We start from the raw sequence: 18,882 nt of genomic DNA, 5'->3' as shown, positions 1-18,882 counted from the left end.
GACTTCGATGTATTATGGGAGCATTAGAAATATAAAGCTTGTGGTCAAAGCTTCTCCACAGAGGGGTTAAAGTGAGTATCTTGCATGAGATTCCTTTCCAAGAGATACTTCAAAAGATCAGAGAGCTGAATGCTAAGAAAGTGTTGATTCAGGCTCCAGAAGGGTTAAAGAAAGAAGCCCAGGCTTTAGCTGAATTTTTGGAAAATAACGGAATTGAGGGAATAATAAGTGGGGATGTAAATTATGGAGCTTGCGATTTAGCGGATAGAGATGCTAAGATGCTCGGCTGTGATGCTCTGATCCATTTGGGTCACTCTTACATGCAGCTCAATCTGGAAGTTCCAACCCTTTTTGTCCCTGCTTTTGCCAAGGCTGATGTTGTGAAAGCTTTGGAGAAGAATTTAAACGAGATTAAAAAGCTTGGCAGAAAAATTGCTCTCGTAACCACAGTTCAGCACATAAGGGATTTGGAAAGAGTAAAGCAGTTTTTAGAAGGGAAAGGCTTCCAAGTTTTCATTGGCAAAGGAGATAATAGGGTTTCATTTGCTGGACAGATTTTGGGGTGCAACTTTACAGCGGCAAGGGTTGGAAGAGATGTTGATGGGATTTTATTCATTGGTGCTGGCTATTTTCATCCAATTGGTGTTGCTTTAGCTACAAAAAAGCCAACGTTAGCCATCAACCCTTACAGTGGAGACTTCGCTTGGATAAATACGGAGAGGATCGCGAGAAAGAGATGGGGAATGATTGCTAAGGCTTATGATGCCAAAAAATTTGGTGTAATAATAAGCATCAAGAGGGGACAGCTACGCTTGGGGGAAGCTAAGAGAATAATGAAACTCTTGAAAGAGCACGGGAGAGAAGCACAACTGATAGCAATGAACTACATAAACCCGGAAGCTTTGGAAGGCTTTGATTTTGATGCCTATGTTGTGGTTGCTTGTCCGAGAGTTCCAATAGACGATGCAGAGAGATGGAGAAAGCCCATATTAACTCCTCCTGAAGTTGAACTGTTGCTTGGCTTGAGAGAGGAGTATGAGTTTGATGAAATTCTTGGGGGTAAGAGAGAAAAAGACGAGCCGTTTGGAATAAGTCTAAAGCTTCCAAAGAGGTGAAATGATGCTTAGAATAATGCTGGACTCTGCGCTTCACGTTTTGCTAATTTTCATGTACTACAGCTTCTTAAAGACCGCTATAGAAGTTTTCACGTATAAAAAGCCAAGAAAGCTTCTGCTCCTAACCATTTCAATATTTGGTGTTTTTATTTCTCTTTACATTGATATCTTCCTTGGCTTTTTCTTCCTTTTCATTATGTTGCTCATCACAGGCTTAAACTCAAGGGAAGCTATTGTATCGGCTTTAACAGCGGAGTTTGGCTTTATAATAGCTCTCGTTGTTGTAATGTTCATCTTAACGACAATTGGCACAATTTACAACATTCCGGGCTTCAGATTTGAGATACGCTTTGAGGAGCTGCTCCGCTACATGAGGGGTTAGCTATGAAGAAGAAGCATCTTGCAATGCTCCTCTCAAAGCTCAAAGGGTTTAGAAATCCTAAAGCAGAGCTGGAGCAGTATAGAACTCCGGGAAACGTTGCAGCTGAGCTGTTATGGCTGGCTTATTCTTTGGGCGATGTTGAAGGCAAAGTTATAGCTGATTTGGGTGCCGGCACGGGAGTTTTAAGTGTGGGAGCTTGCCTTTTGGGGGCAAAAAAGGTATATGCCGTTGAAATAGATGAGAGTGCTTTGAGAATAGCAGAAGAAAACGTAAAGGCATTGAATGTAGAAACCTGTGTTGAGTTGATTTTATCTGATGTGAGCTTTTTTGATAGGCGAGCTGATACTGTAATCATGAATCCTCCATTTGGCTCTCAAAATCCAAAAGCGGACAGACCTTTTCTTCTAAAGGCTTTTGAAATAAGCAAAGTTGTATACTCAATCCATCTGGCAAAGCCGGAGGTTAGGAAATTCATCGAGGCCTTTGTGAGGGATAATGGCTTTACAATAACGCACCGACTAACAGTTGACTTTGAAATTCCAGCTCAGTTCTTTTTCCATCGAAAGAGATTGGAGAGAATAAAGGTTGACATATACCGTTTTGAAAGGGCTCAGCCAACCGAGCGCTAATCACCAATCATCCAGTGCCGGTTTCATCATCGCATACCTTATTCTTCGCGACGCATATTAAAATAAATGGCGATAGTCTTATTAACTTCATTTTGGTATTACATTTTGGTGAGTGTAATGGTAACTGTTACAAGGAAATACCAAGTAACAATTCCCAAGGAGGTTAGGGAGGCACTCAATATAAAGGCTGGTGATGAGGTTGTTTTTGTCAAGACTAAAGAAGGGTATGTGATCATGAAATTCGAAGACCTTCTTGAAGAAATGACTGAGCTTTCAAAGGACATTGATGAGACCATTGAAGAGATGAGAGAAGGACTTAGCAAACTTTTCAGGAGGAAAGCAGATGAAGGTAGTTCTTGACACAAACGTTCTTCATGATAAAGAGTTCCTCAAATGGCTTAAGAAAAGTCCTCATGAACCTATACTGAGCGCAGTGGCGTATACAGAATATCTCTATCATCATGCAAAAAAGCGTGGTAGTTATGAGGAAGGTAAAGCCTATGTTGATGCCTTTCTTAATGTCTTGGGAATAAGGGTTTATCCATTTGATGATGAGTGTGCCAAGATCGTTGTGAAAAATGCTCTTGGTAGATGGGATTTTTCAAAAAACGCAAGAGATTACATGATAGGGGCATTGGCAGTGAAGCTTAACGCCCCGTTGATAACAAACAACAAGAAAGACTTTGAATGGTACAGCAAAGTTTACACTCCCAATGAATTCATGAAGCTAATGAAAGACAAGTAGCATAACTTTATAAGCTGACCATTGTTCAAAAGGTTGATGTCGATGATTGGAGAAATCCTTAGCGCCTCACTGCTGATGCTAATTATGATTGATCCGAGCGATAAGATACTCCTGGTCAGCCTACTTAGAGAGGACTTTCATATAGAGGACATAAAGCAGCTCATCATCAGGGCAAACCTAATCGGCTTTATCCTGCTCATAATTTTTGCAGTGGCTGGTAAAATAATCCTCCAGGACATTTTTCACATTGATTTGAACGCCTTGAAGATTGCTGGAGGATTCGTTCTGTTTAAAATAGGTCTTGAGGCACTGGAAGGCGGCGGTATGGTAACGCTCAAGAAGGAGAAGAACATCTTAGCCTTGGCTGCCGTTCCTGTTGCGACTCCCCTTATAGCAGGACCTGCTGCGATAACAACTGCAATCACCCTGACAGCGGAGTATGGTATAAAGGTCTCCGCCTCGGCAATCTTGATAGCGATTTTGCTGACTGCTCTGCTGATGTTTGTGACTCTCTACATGATAGAGAACATAAGCAAGACAACTTTGGGTGTCTTCATCAGGATAATTGGTCTCTTTACTATGGCAATCGGTGCGCAGATGATGGTTGAAGGTGTTGGCGGAATTTTCCTCAGACTGCTTGAGAGCTCTGCTTGAGGCAAATAACTTTTAAGGTTTTTTGCATCTTTAATGGCAGGAAGGTGGTAAAATGGTAAAGGAGAGAATTGAAAGAGTAAAGGGAACGAGAGATTTGCTTCCAGAGGACATGGCTAAAAGAAGATGGGTGTTCGAGAGGATAAGAGAGGTCTTTGAGGTTTATGGCTTTAAAGAAATCCTCACTCCAACATTTGAGTACACCAAACTCTTTCAGCTTAGGAGCGGAGAGGAAGTTGTAAAGCAGCTCTATGCATTTAAGGACAAAGGTGGGAGGGACATCTCTCTTAGGCCAGATCTGACTTCAAGCGTAGCTCGCTTATTTGTCAATAAATTCCAGAACGCTCCGAAACCTGTGAAGTGGTACTACATAACAAACATGTTCCGCTACGAAGAACCTCAGAGCGGTCGCTTGAGGGAGTTCTGGCAGGCTGGCGTTGAGCTGATAGGTTCAGCGAACATCGAGGCTGATGCTGAGGTAATAGCCCTAATGATTGAAAGCTATCTTGCAACAGGTCTTAAGGAGTTCACCGTTAATATAGGTGACAGAGTTCTTTTGGATGAGTTTGCTAAAATGCTTGGTGTTGAGGATGACATTGGATTGATGAGATTAATTGATAAGAAAGACAAGATGAGCAGAGAAGATTTCATCGCTTCACTCAAGGATTTTGGACTGAGTGATGATGCCATTGACAAAGTTCTCTTTTTGATTGAGCTTAAAGGAAAGCCCGATGAAATTTTGCCCAAAGCTTATGAGCTGTTTACAAGTGAAGCAGCTAAGAATGAGTTGAAAAAAATTGAGGAATTATTTGAGCTTTTGAAAGCTTATGGCGTTTATGATTACGCTTTAATCGACTTTGGGATCGCAAGAGGCTTTGACTACTACACGAGCATTGTGTTTGAGGCAATAGCTCCCAACGATCTGGGCATAGGCTCCATCGGGGGCGGCGGTAGGTATGACAACCTAATAGAGGTCTTCGGTGGAAAGCCGACACCAGCTACAGGCTTCGCTATTGGAATTGAAAGATTGATTCCAATCTTAGAAAGCAAAGAGCTTTTGCCCAGCTTTAGGTTAAGTCCAGACGTTTTTGTGGTCTACATTGGAAAGGAGCTTGAGGTTAAAGCCAAGGCTATAGAGATAACCCAAGCCCTCAGAAAAGCTGGAATAAAGGCGGAGTATGACTTGCAGGGCAGAAAGCTCAGGAAAGCTTTGGAGTATGCGGATAAGCTTGAAATACCCGTTGTTGTGATACTTGGAAAGAGGGATTTGGCTGAAGGGAAAGCCACGATTAGGGATATGGCAACTGGAGAGCAGAGGAGCGTTGCAATTGAAAAGATAGTTGAGGAAGTTAAGGAAATGCTTGGGTGATGATTAAACCCGTTGCTGAGCGGTGATGAGAGGACTGACTAGCTGACGGGATTAACATGAGCAGAAAAATCCTCGCTCCTCTCTATATTTTATTTGGCGTGGTGGGAATAACAGCAACTCTACTATATCCTGGATTTTACCCACCAAACCCGATTAACCCAATATTCTTCTCAGCTTTTCTCCTCTTTGGCCTGCATCTCTACGGCGTTAAGAAGGCAGTAATTTACGGAATGTTTTTGCTGTCGCTTTTGCTGTCTCTTGGAATTGAATTTTACTACCTCCTGAATGCCCAGCTTAAAAATGCCCTTCTTTTCCTAATAACCCCTCTATTTGTAGGTGTCAAGTTTGCCATATCGTATTCTCGAAACCCATAACTTTAGCTGTTCTTCCTTTTAACTTCAAACTTATTTTTCTTCCTTTCAAAGCGCCACTTCTCGATCGCTCTTATGAATGGACATCTCCTTCTCCACTCGGCAAAGAATTCTTTAAGCCCCATGCTTTCACCCAATTAATGAACTGAAAAGCGGTTTAAAAATTAAATCATGAAGAAAAATTCATCAGTGCCAAGTAACGACTTTATGAGTCACTTTTCCAGCCAATGCATCTTTCAAAGCCTGCTCCATGATCTCCAATCCTTTCTCTGCTATCTCTTCAGTTATAACCAATGGGGGCGTAATTCTGATGACATTTCCAAACATTCCATAGCTCGGCAGAATTAAGCCGAGTTCAAAGGCTCTCCAGCATATCTTTCCGGTTAGCTCCGGGTCTGGTTTGCCATCTGGCTTAACGATTTCAACGCCAATCATTAGTCCTTTTCCTCTAACGTCACCAATGACATCAAACTTTTCCTGCATTTCCTTTAAGCGTTTCATTATGAATGCTCCAACCTTCTGGGCGTTCTCAATGATCTTTTCCTCCTCAATTATCTTCAGCGTAGCATAGGCTGCTGCTGAAATCACTGGATTTGCCGCTGGAGTCAACAGAGCTGAGCCGCTCGTCATGTCCATCAGCTCAGCCTTCCCTATAACCCCGCTCAGCCCCATTCCACTTGCTACTCCCTTTCCAAAGGAGATAAAGTCTGGCTCTACTTTAAAATGCTCGGTTGCAAACCACTTTCCGGTTCTTCCAATGCCCGTCTGAACCTCATCCATTGCCAAGAGAATGCCGTGTTCGTCTAAGACCTCCTTTAGCTCTTTGAAAAAGTTCTCCGGCGGGACAACTATGCCAGCATCGCCTTGAATTGGCTCCGCTATCAAAGCGGCAACTTCATCTGGGGGAACTACATGGGCTAAAATATAGCTCTCAAGGTAATCCAAAAAGCGATTTATCAGCTCATCTGGTTCTTCATAGCCGTTGATTCCCCAGACGTTTCGGTAGGGATTGGGGTATGGGATCCAGACTACGTTGGGAACTAATGGCGAGAACCCTCTCTTCTGGGAGCTCTGGAATGCTGCTATTGATGTAGCACCGTAAGTTTGCCCATGATAAGCCCCGATGAATGCTATGAACCATGGCTTCCTTGTGGCAAAGCGTGCTACCTTCATGGTCAGATCCATCGCATCGCTCCCGCTCAAACCGAAGAGTATCTTTGGATTTTCAATTGGAGCTTTTTCTGCTAAAATCTCTGCAACTTCTATGGCTCTTTTGCTGTAGGTATAGCCTATCATGGAGTGCTGGATCTTTGCTACCTGCTCTTGAACTTCTTTTACAAGCTTAGGATGGGCGTAGCCTGTTGATGCTGCAGCTGCTCCGGCTAAGAAGTCGATGAAAACATTTCCATCGACATCCTCTATTAACGCACCATAGCCCCTCTCGGGTACAACGGGAAAAAGCTTAACACCAAGACCAGAAGAGATAACCTTCTTTTCTCTCTCAATGAGCTCTTTCGCCTTTGATCCTGGAGGCTTAACAACTATCTTTGGAAACTCGTTAAAACTCATTAAAAATCACCTCGCAGATTTTTCAAAAGTAAATAGAAAAACACAAAGATTAAAAAGAAGCAAAATCTCATGGATTCTCCTTTATGAACTCGTCAGTGTATTTCTTGATAACACTGTAGAGCACCAGCAGACCAACCAAGTTTGGTATTGCCATGAGTCCGTTCATCATGTCTGAGAACGTCCACACGCTCTCAAGAACTGTTGTTGCACCTATGTAGATGAAGATCACGAAGAGAATGTTGTAGACTAAGTGAAGCCTTGGATACAGCCTTGCAAACTTCTCTGGATCTCCTTCAATCCACTTGGCTAAGTACATGATGTTCTGTCTGCCGTAGAAGTTCCATGCAAGGACCGTTGAATAGGCGAAGAGTATGACGCCTATAACGACCATTATCTCACCGATGTGTCCAAAGGCCCTTGCAAATGCCTCCTGTGTCAGTGCAGTGCTCGTTTTGCCGGTTTGCCATGCTCCTGTTGCAACGATTGAAATTCCTGTCAGAGAACAGATTATGATTGTATCAATGAACGGTCCAAGCATAGCAACGTGCGCCTGTCTTGAGGGGTTGTCTGTTCTTGCAGCGGCGTGTGCCATACTTGCTGTTCCGAGACCTGCTTCATTGGAGAACAGACCTCTTGCCACACCCCATCTTATGGTCGTACCAACTGCACCACCAGCAACTGCACTTCCGGTAAATGCATCCTTGAGGATCAGAGAAATTGCGCTTGGTAGCTGTCCGGCGAACTTAATCCAGACTCCAATTGCAAATATGAAGTACACTATTGCCATGAATGGCACTAACGCCTCTGTAAATTCACCGATTCTCTTAATTCCTCCTATTGTAACTATGAATGTAAGGATTGCGAATATTATTCCTGTAACCCAGTGTGGGACGTTAAATGCAACTTCCATACCAAGTGCCAATGAGTTTGACTGTGTCATGTTTCCAATACCGAATGCTGAGATTGCCGCAAAGAGTGCGAAGAGAATTGCAAGCACTTTTCCAAGGGTGGGCAGAGAGCTTTCCTTTTGGAGGTACAATGCGAGAATTGCAAACAAGATAGCTATTATTACGGCAAGTATCATCAGTCCGCCGCTGAGCTTTGTTGCTTCATATCCGATAAAAGCTGCAAATATCAGCATGAAAATTGTTGCTATAGTTCTGCCGGTTTTAGATACCTTTACTTCCGCAAATCCCCTCTCCAATGCGTTGAATGAACCACCTATCATTGTCCCATCTGGCAACTTGCTTCTGAAAGCAACACCTAAGAGACCTTCCGAATATCTGGTTGCCATACCGACAAGTGCTGTCATCCACATCCAAAAGAGTGCTCCAGGACCACCAAGGTGAATTGCAGTTGCAACACCAGCGATGTTTCCAATACCTACAGTTCCGGCTATAGTTGCCATCAGTGCCTGGAAGGGTGTAATGTCTCCCTCACCCTGCTTCTTTCTACCCTCAAATAGGGTGTATCTAATAGACCATCCAAGTCTTCTGAACTGTATTCCCCTAAGCACTATTGTTAAGAAGAGACCTGTGCCCAAAAGCAAAATCATTATGGGTGGACCCCAGACCATACCATCCAACCAGTTAATAAACTCCATTATTGCTCCCATACAGACACCTCCAAACATAGTTTATTAGTCATGCATTGTACTGTGCTGTAGGGTAGGATTTTCTGCATCAGTGTACTTTACAAACTTATCTTAGTATCGACAAAATATTTAAGAGTTTTGGCTATTTGTTGAAATTGAGCTCAAGTAATTTTTACATTGCTCATGTCAAATTAGATATGACGGATATTTTTGTGAACAATTGTAAACCTCAAGAAGGATAAACTATATATTGGAGTGTGGGCTTAGGATCATATTAAGGGAATGATGAGTCTGGAGCCCCCTGAAAATCTGTGATGAAGTTTCGCGGGTCTGACCGGTGTTGTTCATGCTCAAAGAAAAGATATGCAAAGACTTGTATGAGGAAATTGAAAGACTTGAACGTTCAATAATTGAGCTTGAGGATGAGATAATAGAGCTTAAGGCACAGCTTAGAGCCAAAACTGAAGAAGTCACCAGTTTAGCAATTGAAAATCAAAACCTGAGGTACAAGCTTGAGCGTTTGAGGAGAACTCACGAACGGCTCATAGAAATGCTCAAGAAGATGAACTTTCCGATCATCATAATCAATGAGAACGAAGATGAGTAAACTTAATATAACTTCACCCTTCTGTTGTTTTTAAGGTGAGTTCATTTCACGGTCAATTTTGGAAGGTGATCAAAATGTCAATGGACATGACTACGAAGATGTTTAAAGAGGAAGGCTGGATACGGAAAACATGTAAAGTCTGTGGAAAACCTTTCTGGACACTTGATCCAGATAGAGAGACCTGTGGAGACCCTCCATGTGATGAATATCAGTTTATTGGAAAACCAGGTATTCCAAAGAAGTACACCCTTGAAGAAATGAGAGAGGCATTCTTAAGCTTCTTTGAGAGACATGGACATGGTAGGGTGAAAAGATATCCAGTTCTGCCGAGATGGAGAGATGACGTGCTCTTAGTAGGGGCAAGCATCATGGACTTTCAGCCTTGGGTCATCAGCGGGGAAGCTGATCCTCCAGCAAATCCTCTCACAATTTCCCAGCCATCAATTAGATTCACGGATATTGACAACGTTGGAATAACCGGGAGACACTTCACAATCTTTGAAATGATGGCACATCATGCCTTCAACTATCCAGGTAAGCCGATATACTGGATGGATGAAACTGTTGAGCTTGCTTTTGAGTTCTTCACTAAGGATCTAAAGATGAAGCCTGAAGACATAACGTTCAAGGAGAACCCATGGGCAGGTGGAGGAAACGCCGGACCTGCTTTTGAAGTCCTTTACAGAGGGTTGGAGGTTGCTACTCTTGTTTTTATGCAGTACAAGTTGGCTCCACCGGGAACTCCAGATGATCAAGTCGTAATCATCAAAGGGGATAGATACGTTCCAATGGATACTAAGGTCGTTGATACAGGTTACGGTCTTGAGAGATTGGTCTGGATGAGTCAGGGCACTCCAACGGCTTATGACGCTGTCTTAGGTTATGTTGTTGAACCCCTCAAGAGGATGGCTGGCATTGAGAAGATTGATGACAGGATTCTAATGGAAAACTCAAGGCTGGCTGGAATGTTTGACATTGAGGACATGGGCGACCTTAAAGTTTTGAGAAGGGAAGTTGCGAGCAGAGTAGGGATAAGCGTTGAGGAACTTGAGAGATTAATAAGGCCTTACGAACTTATCTATGCAATAGCCGATCACACAAAAGCGTTAACTTTCATGCTGGCTGATGGTGTTGTTCCTTCAAATGTTAAAGCCGGTTACCTTGCCCGTTTGTTGATAAGGAAGAGCATCAGGCATTTGAGAGAGCTTGGCTTACAAATTCCGCTCAGCGAAATCGTTGCCATGCACATAAAAGCACTCCACAAGACTTTCCCAGAGTTCAAGGAGATGGAGGATGTCATTTTGGACATGGTTAATGTGGAAGAGAAGAGATATCAAGAAACCCTTAAGAGAGGTTCTGATTTGGTCAGAAGAGAAATTAAGAAGCTCAGGAAAGAAGGCAAAGACGAAATACCGCTGGAGAAGCTCATACTGTTCTACGAGAGCCACGGCTTAACGCCGGAAATTGTTAAGGAGATAGCAGAGAAAGAGGGCATAAAGGTTCACATACCCGACAACTTCTATAGCTTGGTAGCAAAGGAAGCGGAGAAGACGGCAAAAGAGGAAAAAGAAGAGCAAATCGTAGATTTTGAGCTTGTGAGGGACTTGCCAGACACGAGAACTCTCTACTATGAAGACCCGTTCATGAGGGAGTTCGACGCTGAAGTTCTCAAGGTCATTGATGATTGGGTCGTTCTTGATAAAACGGCATTCTATCCAGAAGGTGGTGGACAGCCATACGACACTGGTGAGCTTAACGGTGTTGAAGTCCTTGAGGTTCAGAAGGTTGGAAAGGTGATACTTCACAGGGTCAAGGAGCCAGGGAAGTTCAAAGAGGGAATGAGGGTTCACGGAAAAATTGACTGGGAGAGAAGGATTCAGCATATGAGGCACCACACAGGAACCCACGTTTTAATGGGGGCTTTAGTTAGGGTTCTCGGTAAACACGTTTGGCAAGCTGGCTCACAGCTTAGCACAGAGTGGGCGAGGCTGGATATTTCCCACTACAAGCGCATTAGTGAAGAGGAGCTGAAGGAAATAGAGAGGCTCGCCAACAGGATCGTCATGGAAGACAGGAAGGTCGCTTGGGAGTGGTTGCCAAGAACAGAGGCGGAGCAGAAGTATGGCTTTAGGCTTTATCAAGGTGGCATTGTGCCGGGGAGAATCATTAGGATACTTAACATTGAAGACTGGGATGTTCAGGCATGTGGTGGAACTCATTTACCAAGCACTGGATTGATTGGTCCAATAAAGATACTTAGAACTGAAAGGATTCAGGATGGAGTTGAAAGAATTATTTTCGCCTGCGGTGAAGCTGCAATAAAGGAGTGGCAGAGGGAGAGAGACATAATAAAGAAAACAAGTGAAGTCTTCAGAGTTCCACCTGAAAAGCTGCCGGAAACAGCTGAGAAATTCTTCGAGGAGTGGAAGCAGGCAAGGAAAGAGGTTGAGAAGCTCAAGAAAGAATTGGCTAAGCTCCTCGTTTACGAGCTTGAGAACAAAGTCGAAAAGATTGGCGAAATCGAGTTCATTGGAGAGGTTGTTGAAGGGGACTTGGACCACTTAAGAGAGGCAGCACTCAAGCTGAAGAAACCCAAGAGAGTTACTGCACTCATAAGCGAAGACACAAACGCTGTTGTCGTTGCTGTGGGAGACGAAGTTCCATTCAAAGCTGGTGAGCTTATAAGAATAATAACATCAATAGCCGGCGGCGGCGGTGGAGGAAAGAAGGACTTAGCTCAAGGAAAGATAAAAGATGTAAGAAAGGCAAGAGAAGCTCTGGAGGAGCTTAGGAGGAGGCTCTCTTCTTGATTCATCTTTATTTTGGAGGTTTTGGAAATTAAGATTAAATCTCTTCTAAAAGAAGCTGAAGAACTCTGTGCTCTCCATGGGCTTAGGGCAGTTAAGGAATTCCAAGGTAAAGATGGGAGCAGGATTGACTTGGTAATTCTTAGAGAGGATGAGAAAGTCCTCGCAATTGAATTTGAAAACTCCTACAAGTGGATAAAGCAGCGCATCCTATACAATGCTGTGAAAGCTAAAAGAGCTGGGTTCAGCAGGCTTATGATAGTTTACCCCTTTAACAATGACCCTTTAAGCAGAAGCTGGGTTGAAGAATATGCAAAAGAAGAATTAAAGGTTGAACTAATTCTTGTTAAGCCTGATGGCTTTCTTTCGGCATTAAAAGAAAGCTTAAAATCAAAGACCTGTTGGGTTGTCAATGAAAACCGTCTTAACACTAAACTTCTCTCTCAAGAGAGGCATTAGTGCCTTAACACCTAAAGTTTCTGTTGCATAGTGTCCAGCTGCGAGAACGCTCAGCCTTAAGTCTTCAGCCGTTCTATAGCTTCCATGGGTGAACTCGCCCGTTATGAAGAGGTCAACGTTTTTCTTTACAGCTTCTTCAATTGCAAATCCTCCAGCTCCGCTTATGACTCCAACCCTCTTAATTTCCTGTTTCCCGAACTCATAGCTCTTCACATAGTCAATTTTCAACTTTTCCACCAAAATTTGTGCTATCAACGGTAGAGGCTTTGGCTCTTCAAATTCGCCGATAAATCCAATTGTAACTCCTCCATAGTCTCCGAAAGGTTCTTTGGGCTCTAAATCGAGAAGCTTTAAGATCTGAGCGTTGTTTCCAACTTCTGGGTGAGCATCTAAGGGGACATGAGCAACGTAGAGGTTTATGTCGTTCTCGAGAAGGAACTTGAGCCTCTTTTGAATGAGCCCCGTTACATACTCAACCCCGCCCCAAACTATGCCGTGGTGAACTATTACCATGTCAGCCTTGAATGCCTTTGCTTTCACAAAAGTATCTAAGCACGCATCGACGGCAAAGGCTATTGTGTTGACTTCGCCCTTTCCTTCAACTTGGAGGCCATTTTTCGATTTGTCCGGGAAGGCTTTTATATTCAAATATTCATCGAGAAAGCTTACAATCTCGTCTCTGCTCGCCATTTTTATTCACCCTCCCTAAGTGAATATAAACTGACAACCTTTTTAAGCTAACCTGCTTTCCTTAAACCGAGGTGTGAGAGATGGATGCTTATAGAAAAGCCTGCGAGGAAATCGCTCGAATGATAATTTCGGGTGAGATTAAAAGCAGAGAGGAATTGAACAAAGTTAAGGTTAGAGTTGCGAGAAAATATCATTTGAGCAAGCTTCCCGGTAACGCTGACATCTTAAGGGTTATGAGCAAAGATGATAGGGAGAAGTTCAAAGACTTCCTTAAGAAGAAGCCCACGAGGACAATAAGCGGTGTTGCAGTTGTTGCAATGATGACAAAGCCTTTTCCATGTCCTCACGGCAGATGCATTTACTGTCCTGGTGGGCCGAGTGAAGGTTCGCCACAGAGCTACACTGGAAAAGAACCATCAGCTTTGAGAGCAATTCAAAGTGCTTATCACCCTTACATAATCATGCTCCGCCGTTTAAAGCAACTCTATGATATAGGGCATGACATTGACAAGGTCGAAGTGATTGTTCAAGGCGGAACATTTCCCGCAATGGACTTGGATTATCAGGAATGGTTCATAAAAAATGCGTTTAAGGCGATGAACGACTTTCCTTACTTTAGGGACATAGAGAACCTTGAAGAGAAGCTGATTAGGGTTTTAGTTAAAAAAGACCACTCGGTATTTGACGAAGACCCAAAGTTTAAAGCCGCTTGGGAGAGAACCCATAAGAAAAAGTACTACCACCTCGAAGACGAGCAGAGAAAGAATGAGAAGGCAAAGGTCAGAATGGTTGGCTTGACCATTGAAACCCGTCCAGATTGGTCTTTTGAAAGGCATATTGATAGAATGCTTGCCTTTGGTACTACAAGAGTAGAGCTTGGTGTCCAAACTGTTTTCAACTTCATATATGAAAGGGTTAAGAGGGGACATACCGTTGAAGACGTTGTTAGAGCGACTCAGCTTTTGAAGGATGCTGGGCTTAAAATAAACTATCACATGATGCCCGGTTTGCCGGGAAGCAACTTTGAGAGGGATTTAAAAGCCTTTCAGATAATTTTCGAAGATTCTCGCTTTAAACCAGATATGCTGAAGATTTATCCGACGCTCGTAACTGAGGACACAATCCTGTACAAGTGGTACAAAGAGGGCAAATACAGACCATACACTACTGAAGAAGCAGTTGAGCTCTTAGTGGAGGTTTACAAGATAATTCCAAAGTGGGTTCGCGTTATGAGGATCCAAAGAGACATTCCCGTTCCTCTAATTGCTGCTGGAGTTAAGCACTCCAACTTGGGACAGCTTGTCTTCAACGAGCTCATCAGGAGGGGCATAAGGCCAAGAGAGATTAGATTCAGAGAAGTCGGTCATGTGATGCAGAAGTTTGGAATTCAGCCTGAGGTGGAGCATATAAAGCTTTTGAGGGAAGAGTATGAGGCAAGCGAGGGCAGAGAACTTTTCCTCAGCTTTGAAGATGTTAAGAACGACATTCTAATTGGATTCCTTAGGTTGAGGATTCCGAGCGAAAAAGCCCACCGCAAAGAGATTAACTGCTGTCCCTCTGCAATTGTTAGAGAGCTTCACGTTTACGGTCCATTGGTGCCAATTGGGGGCAGACCTAAATATGAGTGGCAGCACCGTGGCTACGGCAGGGAGCTTTTGGCAGAGGCGGAGAGAATAGCAAGGGAGGAGTTTGACGTCAAGAAGATGCTTGTCATCAGCGGCGTTGGAGTTAGAGAATATTACAGAAAGTTCGGTTATAGAAAAGACGGCCCCTATGTGAGCAAACGCTTAGATAAAAGCTATGCTGACTTTGGAAAGAGCAGAGAGTTCGATGCGCATTTGAATACCTGAATCAGTTTACAACTATCTCAATCCCATTTATCTCCATCTTTTCCTTCCCAATCTTCTCAAATTTTTGTTTTTCCCAGTTTATTCTATACGAGGAACCACCAACATTGGCAATCCAGTCATTTGGATCGATGATTACCTTGAGTGGCTTTTCCTTTAACTCAACTCTCAAAATAGCTGAGCCATTTACAAAGATCCTCTTCGTGATGTTCTCGGTGGGAGTTACAATTTTTACTTCAAGCGGCATCGTAAAACCGTTTTTCTCAGTTATGTTGAGTATTAACCTATAGTTGTTGCCGTTTTGAATGACTTTCAAGCTGGAGACCGTGAAGTTTGGGTAATCTGCTGTGTAGAACCACTTTTTGAAGAACCAATTTAAGTCTTTATTAGTCATGTTCTCATAGATTTCTTCTATCAGGGTTAGTGTTTCTTCGGTTTTGGTACACTCTTTAGCGTGGCAAATCTCAAGGAGCTCTCTGAGCCCTTTAAAAAATGTCTCATTTCCTACGACAAACTGAAGGGAGCGGAGAATGAAAGCACCACGATAATAGAGATTCGAGGTTATCTTTATCATCCGGAACGCTTCAATATTTTTTATCTCTACTATTGGTGTTCTCTTTTTTGAGCTAAAACAGAGTGCTTCCCATTTATTTAACTTCTCAGGTGTCAGATTATACAGGGAAACTGATACATATGTGGCAAAAGGTTCGTTTAGAATCCCAAGGTCAGCATATATCGCAAACCAGTTATGGGCAACTTCATGAGGAATAACACTTTTGAATTGTGTCCCCAATGCTCCTCCATACAGACCATATCCTTCATACTCGCTTCTATGCCCTTTGAACCTTATGTAGATCAGCTCATCGTAAGGATATGGAATGAGGTGGGAGGAATAGATTTCCAGTATTTTTGAGAGTTCATCCGTTACATCCTCTTCATCAGTGAAGGCTATGATCTTTATTTTTCTGTCATTAATTTTTATTGTTTTCTCATAAACGTCCCATCTTCCAAGCAGGATGTAGAATCTTCTGCTGTCTGTGTGGAACGTATTCTCTTCCGGAAGGAGTGGCTTGTATTTACCATTTGGGAGTTTCAAAATACCCGCAAGAGTGTAATTTGTTGGATAATGAGAAACTCTAATTGTAAAATTTCCCCTCAGCTTGGAGAGAAGCATATAAGCCTCCGGTGGAATGTAAAAGTAATCCTTAGTTGATTTCATGTGCCACTCAATAGGGTCTCCCATGTTGATATCGAGCAGAGGCTGATAATGCGAAGTATAGAGGAGCCTAATCTTTTGTGTGCTCTTGGTGGGAGTCACGTTGAGCAGCAAAAGGCCGTATTTCCCATCATAGAATGCTTTTACACTTACTTTTGCACCATAGACCTCTATTTTCTCAAGATCAAACCTTAAAATGGACGAATTCTCAAAGAGAAAAGGTATTACAGAGGGAGAGCTTAAGGAAAGCTCAATCTCTTGAGTTCCTTTAATTGTGACATTCCATCCATCAAAGATTATATTGAGGGATATGCTTTCGTTAGCGGTGTTATTCTTCCAGTTCATTTCAAAAAGACGTTTGGCGTTTGTAGTCTTTGAGAATTGGAATTCTCTAAGCTCGGTTCTATGGGGACTGATACACATAACTATAAGGGTTATTAAAATTATCACGATGATAAAACGTGCCGCCATATGTTCATTTTTCCATTCCGAGAGATTTAAAAGTTTTGGAGACAGGTTTTCATGAGGGTTAAAAATGCGCTTTAAACCAAAACCCCTCAAAAGTGACGTTAAATTTGAATGCAAATTCTGTGTAGATTGTTGCCGAGGGCGCTTTATCTACCTCACACTTTACGACATCAAAAGGATAGCGGAGCATGGCCATGATCCTCAAGACTTCGTTCTCTTCACAGCTGAAAACAGGAAAATCAGGTTTGTCCTGGCTTACAGGGAGTGGGATTTGGGTTGCGTCTTTCATGATCCAGAAACGGGCAAATGCAAAATCCATGATTACAATCCCTTAGTTTGTCGGATTTATCCTTTTATGGTCTCTCACAGACCTCTGGGCGTTGAAGGGGAAGAGCCTTTTGAATATAAAGGTGAAAAGCTCTGGCTGTATTATGATGAAAGCTGTCCGGGAATAGGGGAAGGAAAAGAAATCATCACAAGAGAAGAGATAGCTGAGCTTGGTTTGAAATTCAAGGAGGAGTTTGATAAGAGTGATTTGGATGGGCTGAGCAAGATTTTAGACGAAGCCAAAAAGTAAATATAACGCTCCACCCTTAATTTTTGGTATGAGGTGGAAGTCCACCATCTTGTTGGCATGTTTTATGATTCAGGCAGTTGTCAACCTTGCGTTCTACGGCTTTGTGCCAATTATGTTCTCTACAATTGTTCCAAGTTATGCTTATCGGCATATTGCATGGTCTTTACCGTTCCTTATACTTGGTTACTTTGCTTTAGGAACGATTTCGCTTTACTACTTGGGAATTGCTACGAATTTCAAAAGAGCAAAGAAGTTTGGAGCAGTTTACTTCCTATTTGGCTTATTTGGGTCTCTCTGGGCTTTGTTTTATTTTATGAGGACTCCCGTGGAAACTCCCATATTAAGTGCCTCCCCCAAATCTCACGACCTCAAGCTAACCTTTTAAGGGCCATTGTGTTAGTTAATTTTGAGTGAAAATGGTGCAGGGGCTTAGATATCGAAGGGCTTCCTCATGGGAGTTTGACTTAATTTTGAGAGAAGCAGAAAAATATGGCGAGCTTAGACACAGCTTTTTTGCAGTTGTTGAGGGCAAATTCAGAGATGTTTATGCTGTGAACGAGAAAGTTTGGGGAGAGATTGAAAATTTAAAGCTCAAGCCCTATTCCTTTGGGACTTTTGTTGGAACGATAAAAGTTGATGAAAATTTGGTGGAGAAGTTCTATCCAAACATTGAGTTCTTCTACTTCGTTGATATCAAAAAGAACTATGCCATCTTGAAGCCAAAGGCCGCTTTCCTTTTCACAACAGGCAAAGATGTTCCAAAAAGGGGCATTAAGGAGTACATATGGGAAGGCACAAAAAAGCTTGTTCTCTTCGATGAGAATGGGATAATTTTGGGAATTGGCAGAATTCAGCCTAACAGTGAGAGAGCTTTTATCAAAAACATTACAGACGTTGGAGAGTTTATACGGCGTCATAGAAAAGCGTAACTTTTATATACCTCAATATTTATAGTATCTTTCGGTAATTAAAATCGGGGCTTTTTCTGATTAAGTTAAAATAACCTAATTTTGATGATGGAGGTGGTGAAGATGGTTAAACGTGTTAAGACGGGAATTCCGGGAATGGATGAAATACTCCACGGAGGAATACCTGAGAGAAACGTTGTTTTACTGAGCGGTGGGCCAGGAACTGGTAAGACGATTTTCAGCCAGCAGTTCTTGTGGAACGGTCTCCAAATGGGTGAGCCAGGCATATATGTTGCTTTGGAAGAGCATCCAGTCCAAGTGAGGCAGAACATGGCTCAATTTGGCTGGGATGTGAAAAAATATGAGGAGGAGGGCTTATTTGCAATGGTTGATGCATTCACAGCAGGAATTGGCAGATCAAAGGAGTATGAAAAATACATCGTCCATGACTTGACAGATTTGAGGGAGTTCATCGATGTTTTGAGACAAGCAATTAGAGATATTGGGGCAAAGAGAGTTGTCGTCGATTCTGTTACAACACTCTACATAAACAAGCCGGCCATGGCAAGAAGTATAATCCTGCAGCTCAAGAGAGTTTTAGCCGGAACAGGATGTACATCAATCTTTGTGAGCCAGATCAGTGTTGGTGAGAGAGGATTCGGTGGACCCGGAGTTGAACATGGTGTTGATGGTATCATAAGGCTCGATCTTGATGAAATTGATGGTGAGCTTAAGAGATCATTGATCGTCTGGAAGATGAGAGGAACATCACATTCAATGAGGAGGCATCCATTTGATATAACAGACAAGGGGATAATTGTTTACCATGATAAGATACTGAAGAGAGGTAGGATTTTAGATCTGTGAGGAGGTGATGG

The 18,882-nt window shown here is 42.7% G+C and carries 20 protein-coding genes; 16 read left to right on the top strand and 4 right to left on the bottom strand.

Annotated elements, in window-relative coordinates; translation table 11 throughout:
- Positions 1-80: 80 nt before the first annotated feature.
- The 8 genes from dph2 to VFC49_RS06790 all read left to right on the top strand — a co-directional run bounded on the left by dph2 (position 81) and on the right by VFC49_RS06790 (position 5,265).
- On the top strand, positions 81-1,115 hold the full coding sequence (gene dph2, locus VFC49_RS06825; RefSeq protein WP_324736674.1) for a diphthamide biosynthesis enzyme Dph2: 1,035 nt from the start codon (positions 81-83) through the stop codon (positions 1,113-1,115).
- A 4-nt stretch (positions 1,116-1,119) separates the two neighbouring features.
- Positions 1,120-1,497, top strand: a complete 378-nt coding sequence (locus VFC49_RS06820) for a hypothetical protein (RefSeq protein ID WP_013468001.1) — start codon at positions 1,120-1,122, stop codon at positions 1,495-1,497.
- A 2-nt stretch (positions 1,498-1,499) separates the two neighbouring features.
- The gene (locus tag VFC49_RS06815) at positions 1,500-2,126 is read left to right on the top strand and encodes an METTL5 family protein (protein WP_324734909.1); all 627 of its coding nucleotides are present in this window, start codon (positions 1,500-1,502) and stop codon (positions 2,124-2,126) included.
- A 117-nt stretch (positions 2,127-2,243) separates the two neighbouring features.
- A complete protein-coding gene (locus VFC49_RS06810; protein WP_324736673.1) occupies positions 2,244-2,486 on the top strand; it encodes an AbrB/MazE/SpoVT family DNA-binding domain-containing protein in 243 nt (80 codons plus the stop codon).
- Positions 2,470-2,871, top strand: a complete 402-nt coding sequence (locus tag VFC49_RS06805; protein ID WP_324734908.1) for a type II toxin-antitoxin system VapC family toxin — start codon at positions 2,470-2,472, stop codon at positions 2,869-2,871. Before VFC49_RS06810 ends, VFC49_RS06805 begins: the two co-directional genes overlap by 17 nt.
- A 42-nt stretch (positions 2,872-2,913) precedes the next feature.
- On the top strand, positions 2,914-3,525 hold the full coding sequence (locus VFC49_RS06800; RefSeq protein ID WP_013467995.1) for a MarC family protein: 612 nt from the start codon (positions 2,914-2,916) through the stop codon (positions 3,523-3,525).
- Positions 3,526-3,577: 52 nt separating this feature from the next.
- Positions 3,578-4,891 (top strand): histidine--tRNA ligase, encoded by a 1,314-nt coding sequence (gene hisS, locus VFC49_RS06795; RefSeq protein WP_324734907.1) that lies wholly within the window; start codon positions 3,578-3,580, stop codon positions 4,889-4,891.
- 56 nt (positions 4,892-4,947) lie between these two features.
- Positions 4,948-5,265 (top strand): hypothetical protein, encoded by a 318-nt coding sequence (locus VFC49_RS06790; protein WP_324734906.1) that lies wholly within the window; start codon positions 4,948-4,950, stop codon positions 5,263-5,265.
- A gap of 183 nt (positions 5,266-5,448) precedes the next feature.
- Here the strand turns inward: VFC49_RS06790 and VFC49_RS06785 are convergent, their stop codons facing one another.
- Both VFC49_RS06785 and VFC49_RS06780 read right to left on the bottom strand, forming a co-directional pair.
- The gene (locus tag VFC49_RS06785) at positions 5,449-6,831 is read right to left on the bottom strand and encodes an acetyl ornithine aminotransferase family protein (RefSeq protein ID WP_324734905.1); all 1,383 of its coding nucleotides are present in this window, start codon (positions 6,829-6,831) and stop codon (positions 5,449-5,451) included.
- Positions 6,832-6,898: 67 nt separating this feature from the next.
- The gene (locus tag VFC49_RS06780; protein ID WP_324734904.1) at positions 6,899-8,446 is read right to left on the bottom strand and encodes a sodium:alanine symporter family protein; all 1,548 of its coding nucleotides are present in this window, start codon (positions 8,444-8,446) and stop codon (positions 6,899-6,901) included.
- A gap of 325 nt (positions 8,447-8,771) precedes the next feature.
- Between VFC49_RS06780 and VFC49_RS06775 the strand changes: the two genes are divergently transcribed.
- The 3 genes from VFC49_RS06775 to VFC49_RS06765 all read left to right on the top strand — a co-directional run bounded on the left by VFC49_RS06775 (position 8,772) and on the right by VFC49_RS06765 (position 12,298).
- The gene (locus VFC49_RS06775) at positions 8,772-9,032 is read left to right on the top strand and encodes an initiation control protein YabA (RefSeq protein WP_324734903.1); all 261 of its coding nucleotides are present in this window, start codon (positions 8,772-8,774) and stop codon (positions 9,030-9,032) included.
- A 74-nt stretch (positions 9,033-9,106) separates the two neighbouring features.
- Entirely contained in the window at positions 9,107-11,842 is a 2,736-nt protein-coding gene (gene alaS, locus VFC49_RS06770; RefSeq protein WP_324734902.1) for an alanine--tRNA ligase, read from the top strand.
- Positions 11,843-11,863: 21 nt separating this feature from the next.
- On the top strand, positions 11,864-12,298 hold the full coding sequence (locus VFC49_RS06765; protein ID WP_324734901.1) for a hypothetical protein: 435 nt from the start codon (positions 11,864-11,866) through the stop codon (positions 12,296-12,298).
- On the opposite strand, the gene VFC49_RS06760 is transcribed toward VFC49_RS06765, so the two are convergent.
- Entirely contained in the window at positions 12,230-12,988 is a 759-nt protein-coding gene (locus tag VFC49_RS06760) for a Nif3-like dinuclear metal center hexameric protein (RefSeq protein ID WP_324734900.1), read from the bottom strand. The genes VFC49_RS06765 and VFC49_RS06760 overlap by 69 nt on opposite strands.
- An 80-nt stretch (positions 12,989-13,068) precedes the next feature.
- Between VFC49_RS06760 and VFC49_RS06755 the strand changes: the two genes are divergently transcribed.
- Entirely contained in the window at positions 13,069-14,838 is a 1,770-nt protein-coding gene (locus VFC49_RS06755) for a tRNA uridine(34) 5-carboxymethylaminomethyl modification radical SAM/GNAT enzyme Elp3 (RefSeq protein ID WP_324734899.1), read from the top strand.
- Position 14,839: 1 nt separating this feature from the next.
- Here VFC49_RS06755 and VFC49_RS06750 read toward each other — a convergent pair whose 3' ends face one another.
- Positions 14,840-16,522 carry a M1 family aminopeptidase gene (locus tag VFC49_RS06750; RefSeq protein WP_324734898.1) on the bottom strand — a complete coding sequence of 561 codons (1,683 nt, stop codon included), beginning with the start codon at positions 16,520-16,522 and terminating at the stop codon, positions 14,840-14,842.
- 64 nt (positions 16,523-16,586) lie between these two features.
- Here VFC49_RS06750 and VFC49_RS06745 point away from each other — a divergent pair, with 64 nt between their 5' ends.
- The 4 genes from VFC49_RS06745 (at position 16,587) to VFC49_RS06730 (ending at position 18,871) form a co-directional block, all read left to right on the top strand.
- On the top strand, positions 16,587-17,096 hold the full coding sequence (locus tag VFC49_RS06745; protein ID WP_324734897.1) for a YkgJ family cysteine cluster protein: 510 nt from the start codon (positions 16,587-16,589) through the stop codon (positions 17,094-17,096).
- Positions 17,097-17,124: 28 nt separating this feature from the next.
- Positions 17,125-17,481: a hypothetical protein gene (locus VFC49_RS06740; RefSeq protein WP_324734896.1), complete on the top strand. Its 357-nt coding sequence runs from the start codon at positions 17,125-17,127 to the stop codon at positions 17,479-17,481.
- A gap of 31 nt (positions 17,482-17,512) precedes the next feature.
- A complete protein-coding gene (locus VFC49_RS06735) occupies positions 17,513-18,025 on the top strand; it encodes an NIP7 pre-PUA domain-containing protein (RefSeq protein WP_324736672.1) in 513 nt (170 codons plus the stop codon).
- A gap of 102 nt (positions 18,026-18,127) precedes the next feature.
- Positions 18,128-18,871: a KaiC domain-containing protein gene (locus VFC49_RS06730; protein ID WP_013467981.1), complete on the top strand. Its 744-nt coding sequence runs from the start codon at positions 18,128-18,130 to the stop codon at positions 18,869-18,871.
- Positions 18,872-18,882: the final 11 nt, after the last annotated feature.

The organism is Thermococcus sp. SY098 (assembly GCF_035621495.1).
Lineage (GTDB): Archaea > Methanobacteriota_B > Thermococci > Thermococcales > Thermococcaceae > Thermococcus_B.
Note: the sequence above shows the minus strand (reverse complement) of the source record. Positions and strands in the feature narration are given on the sequence as shown.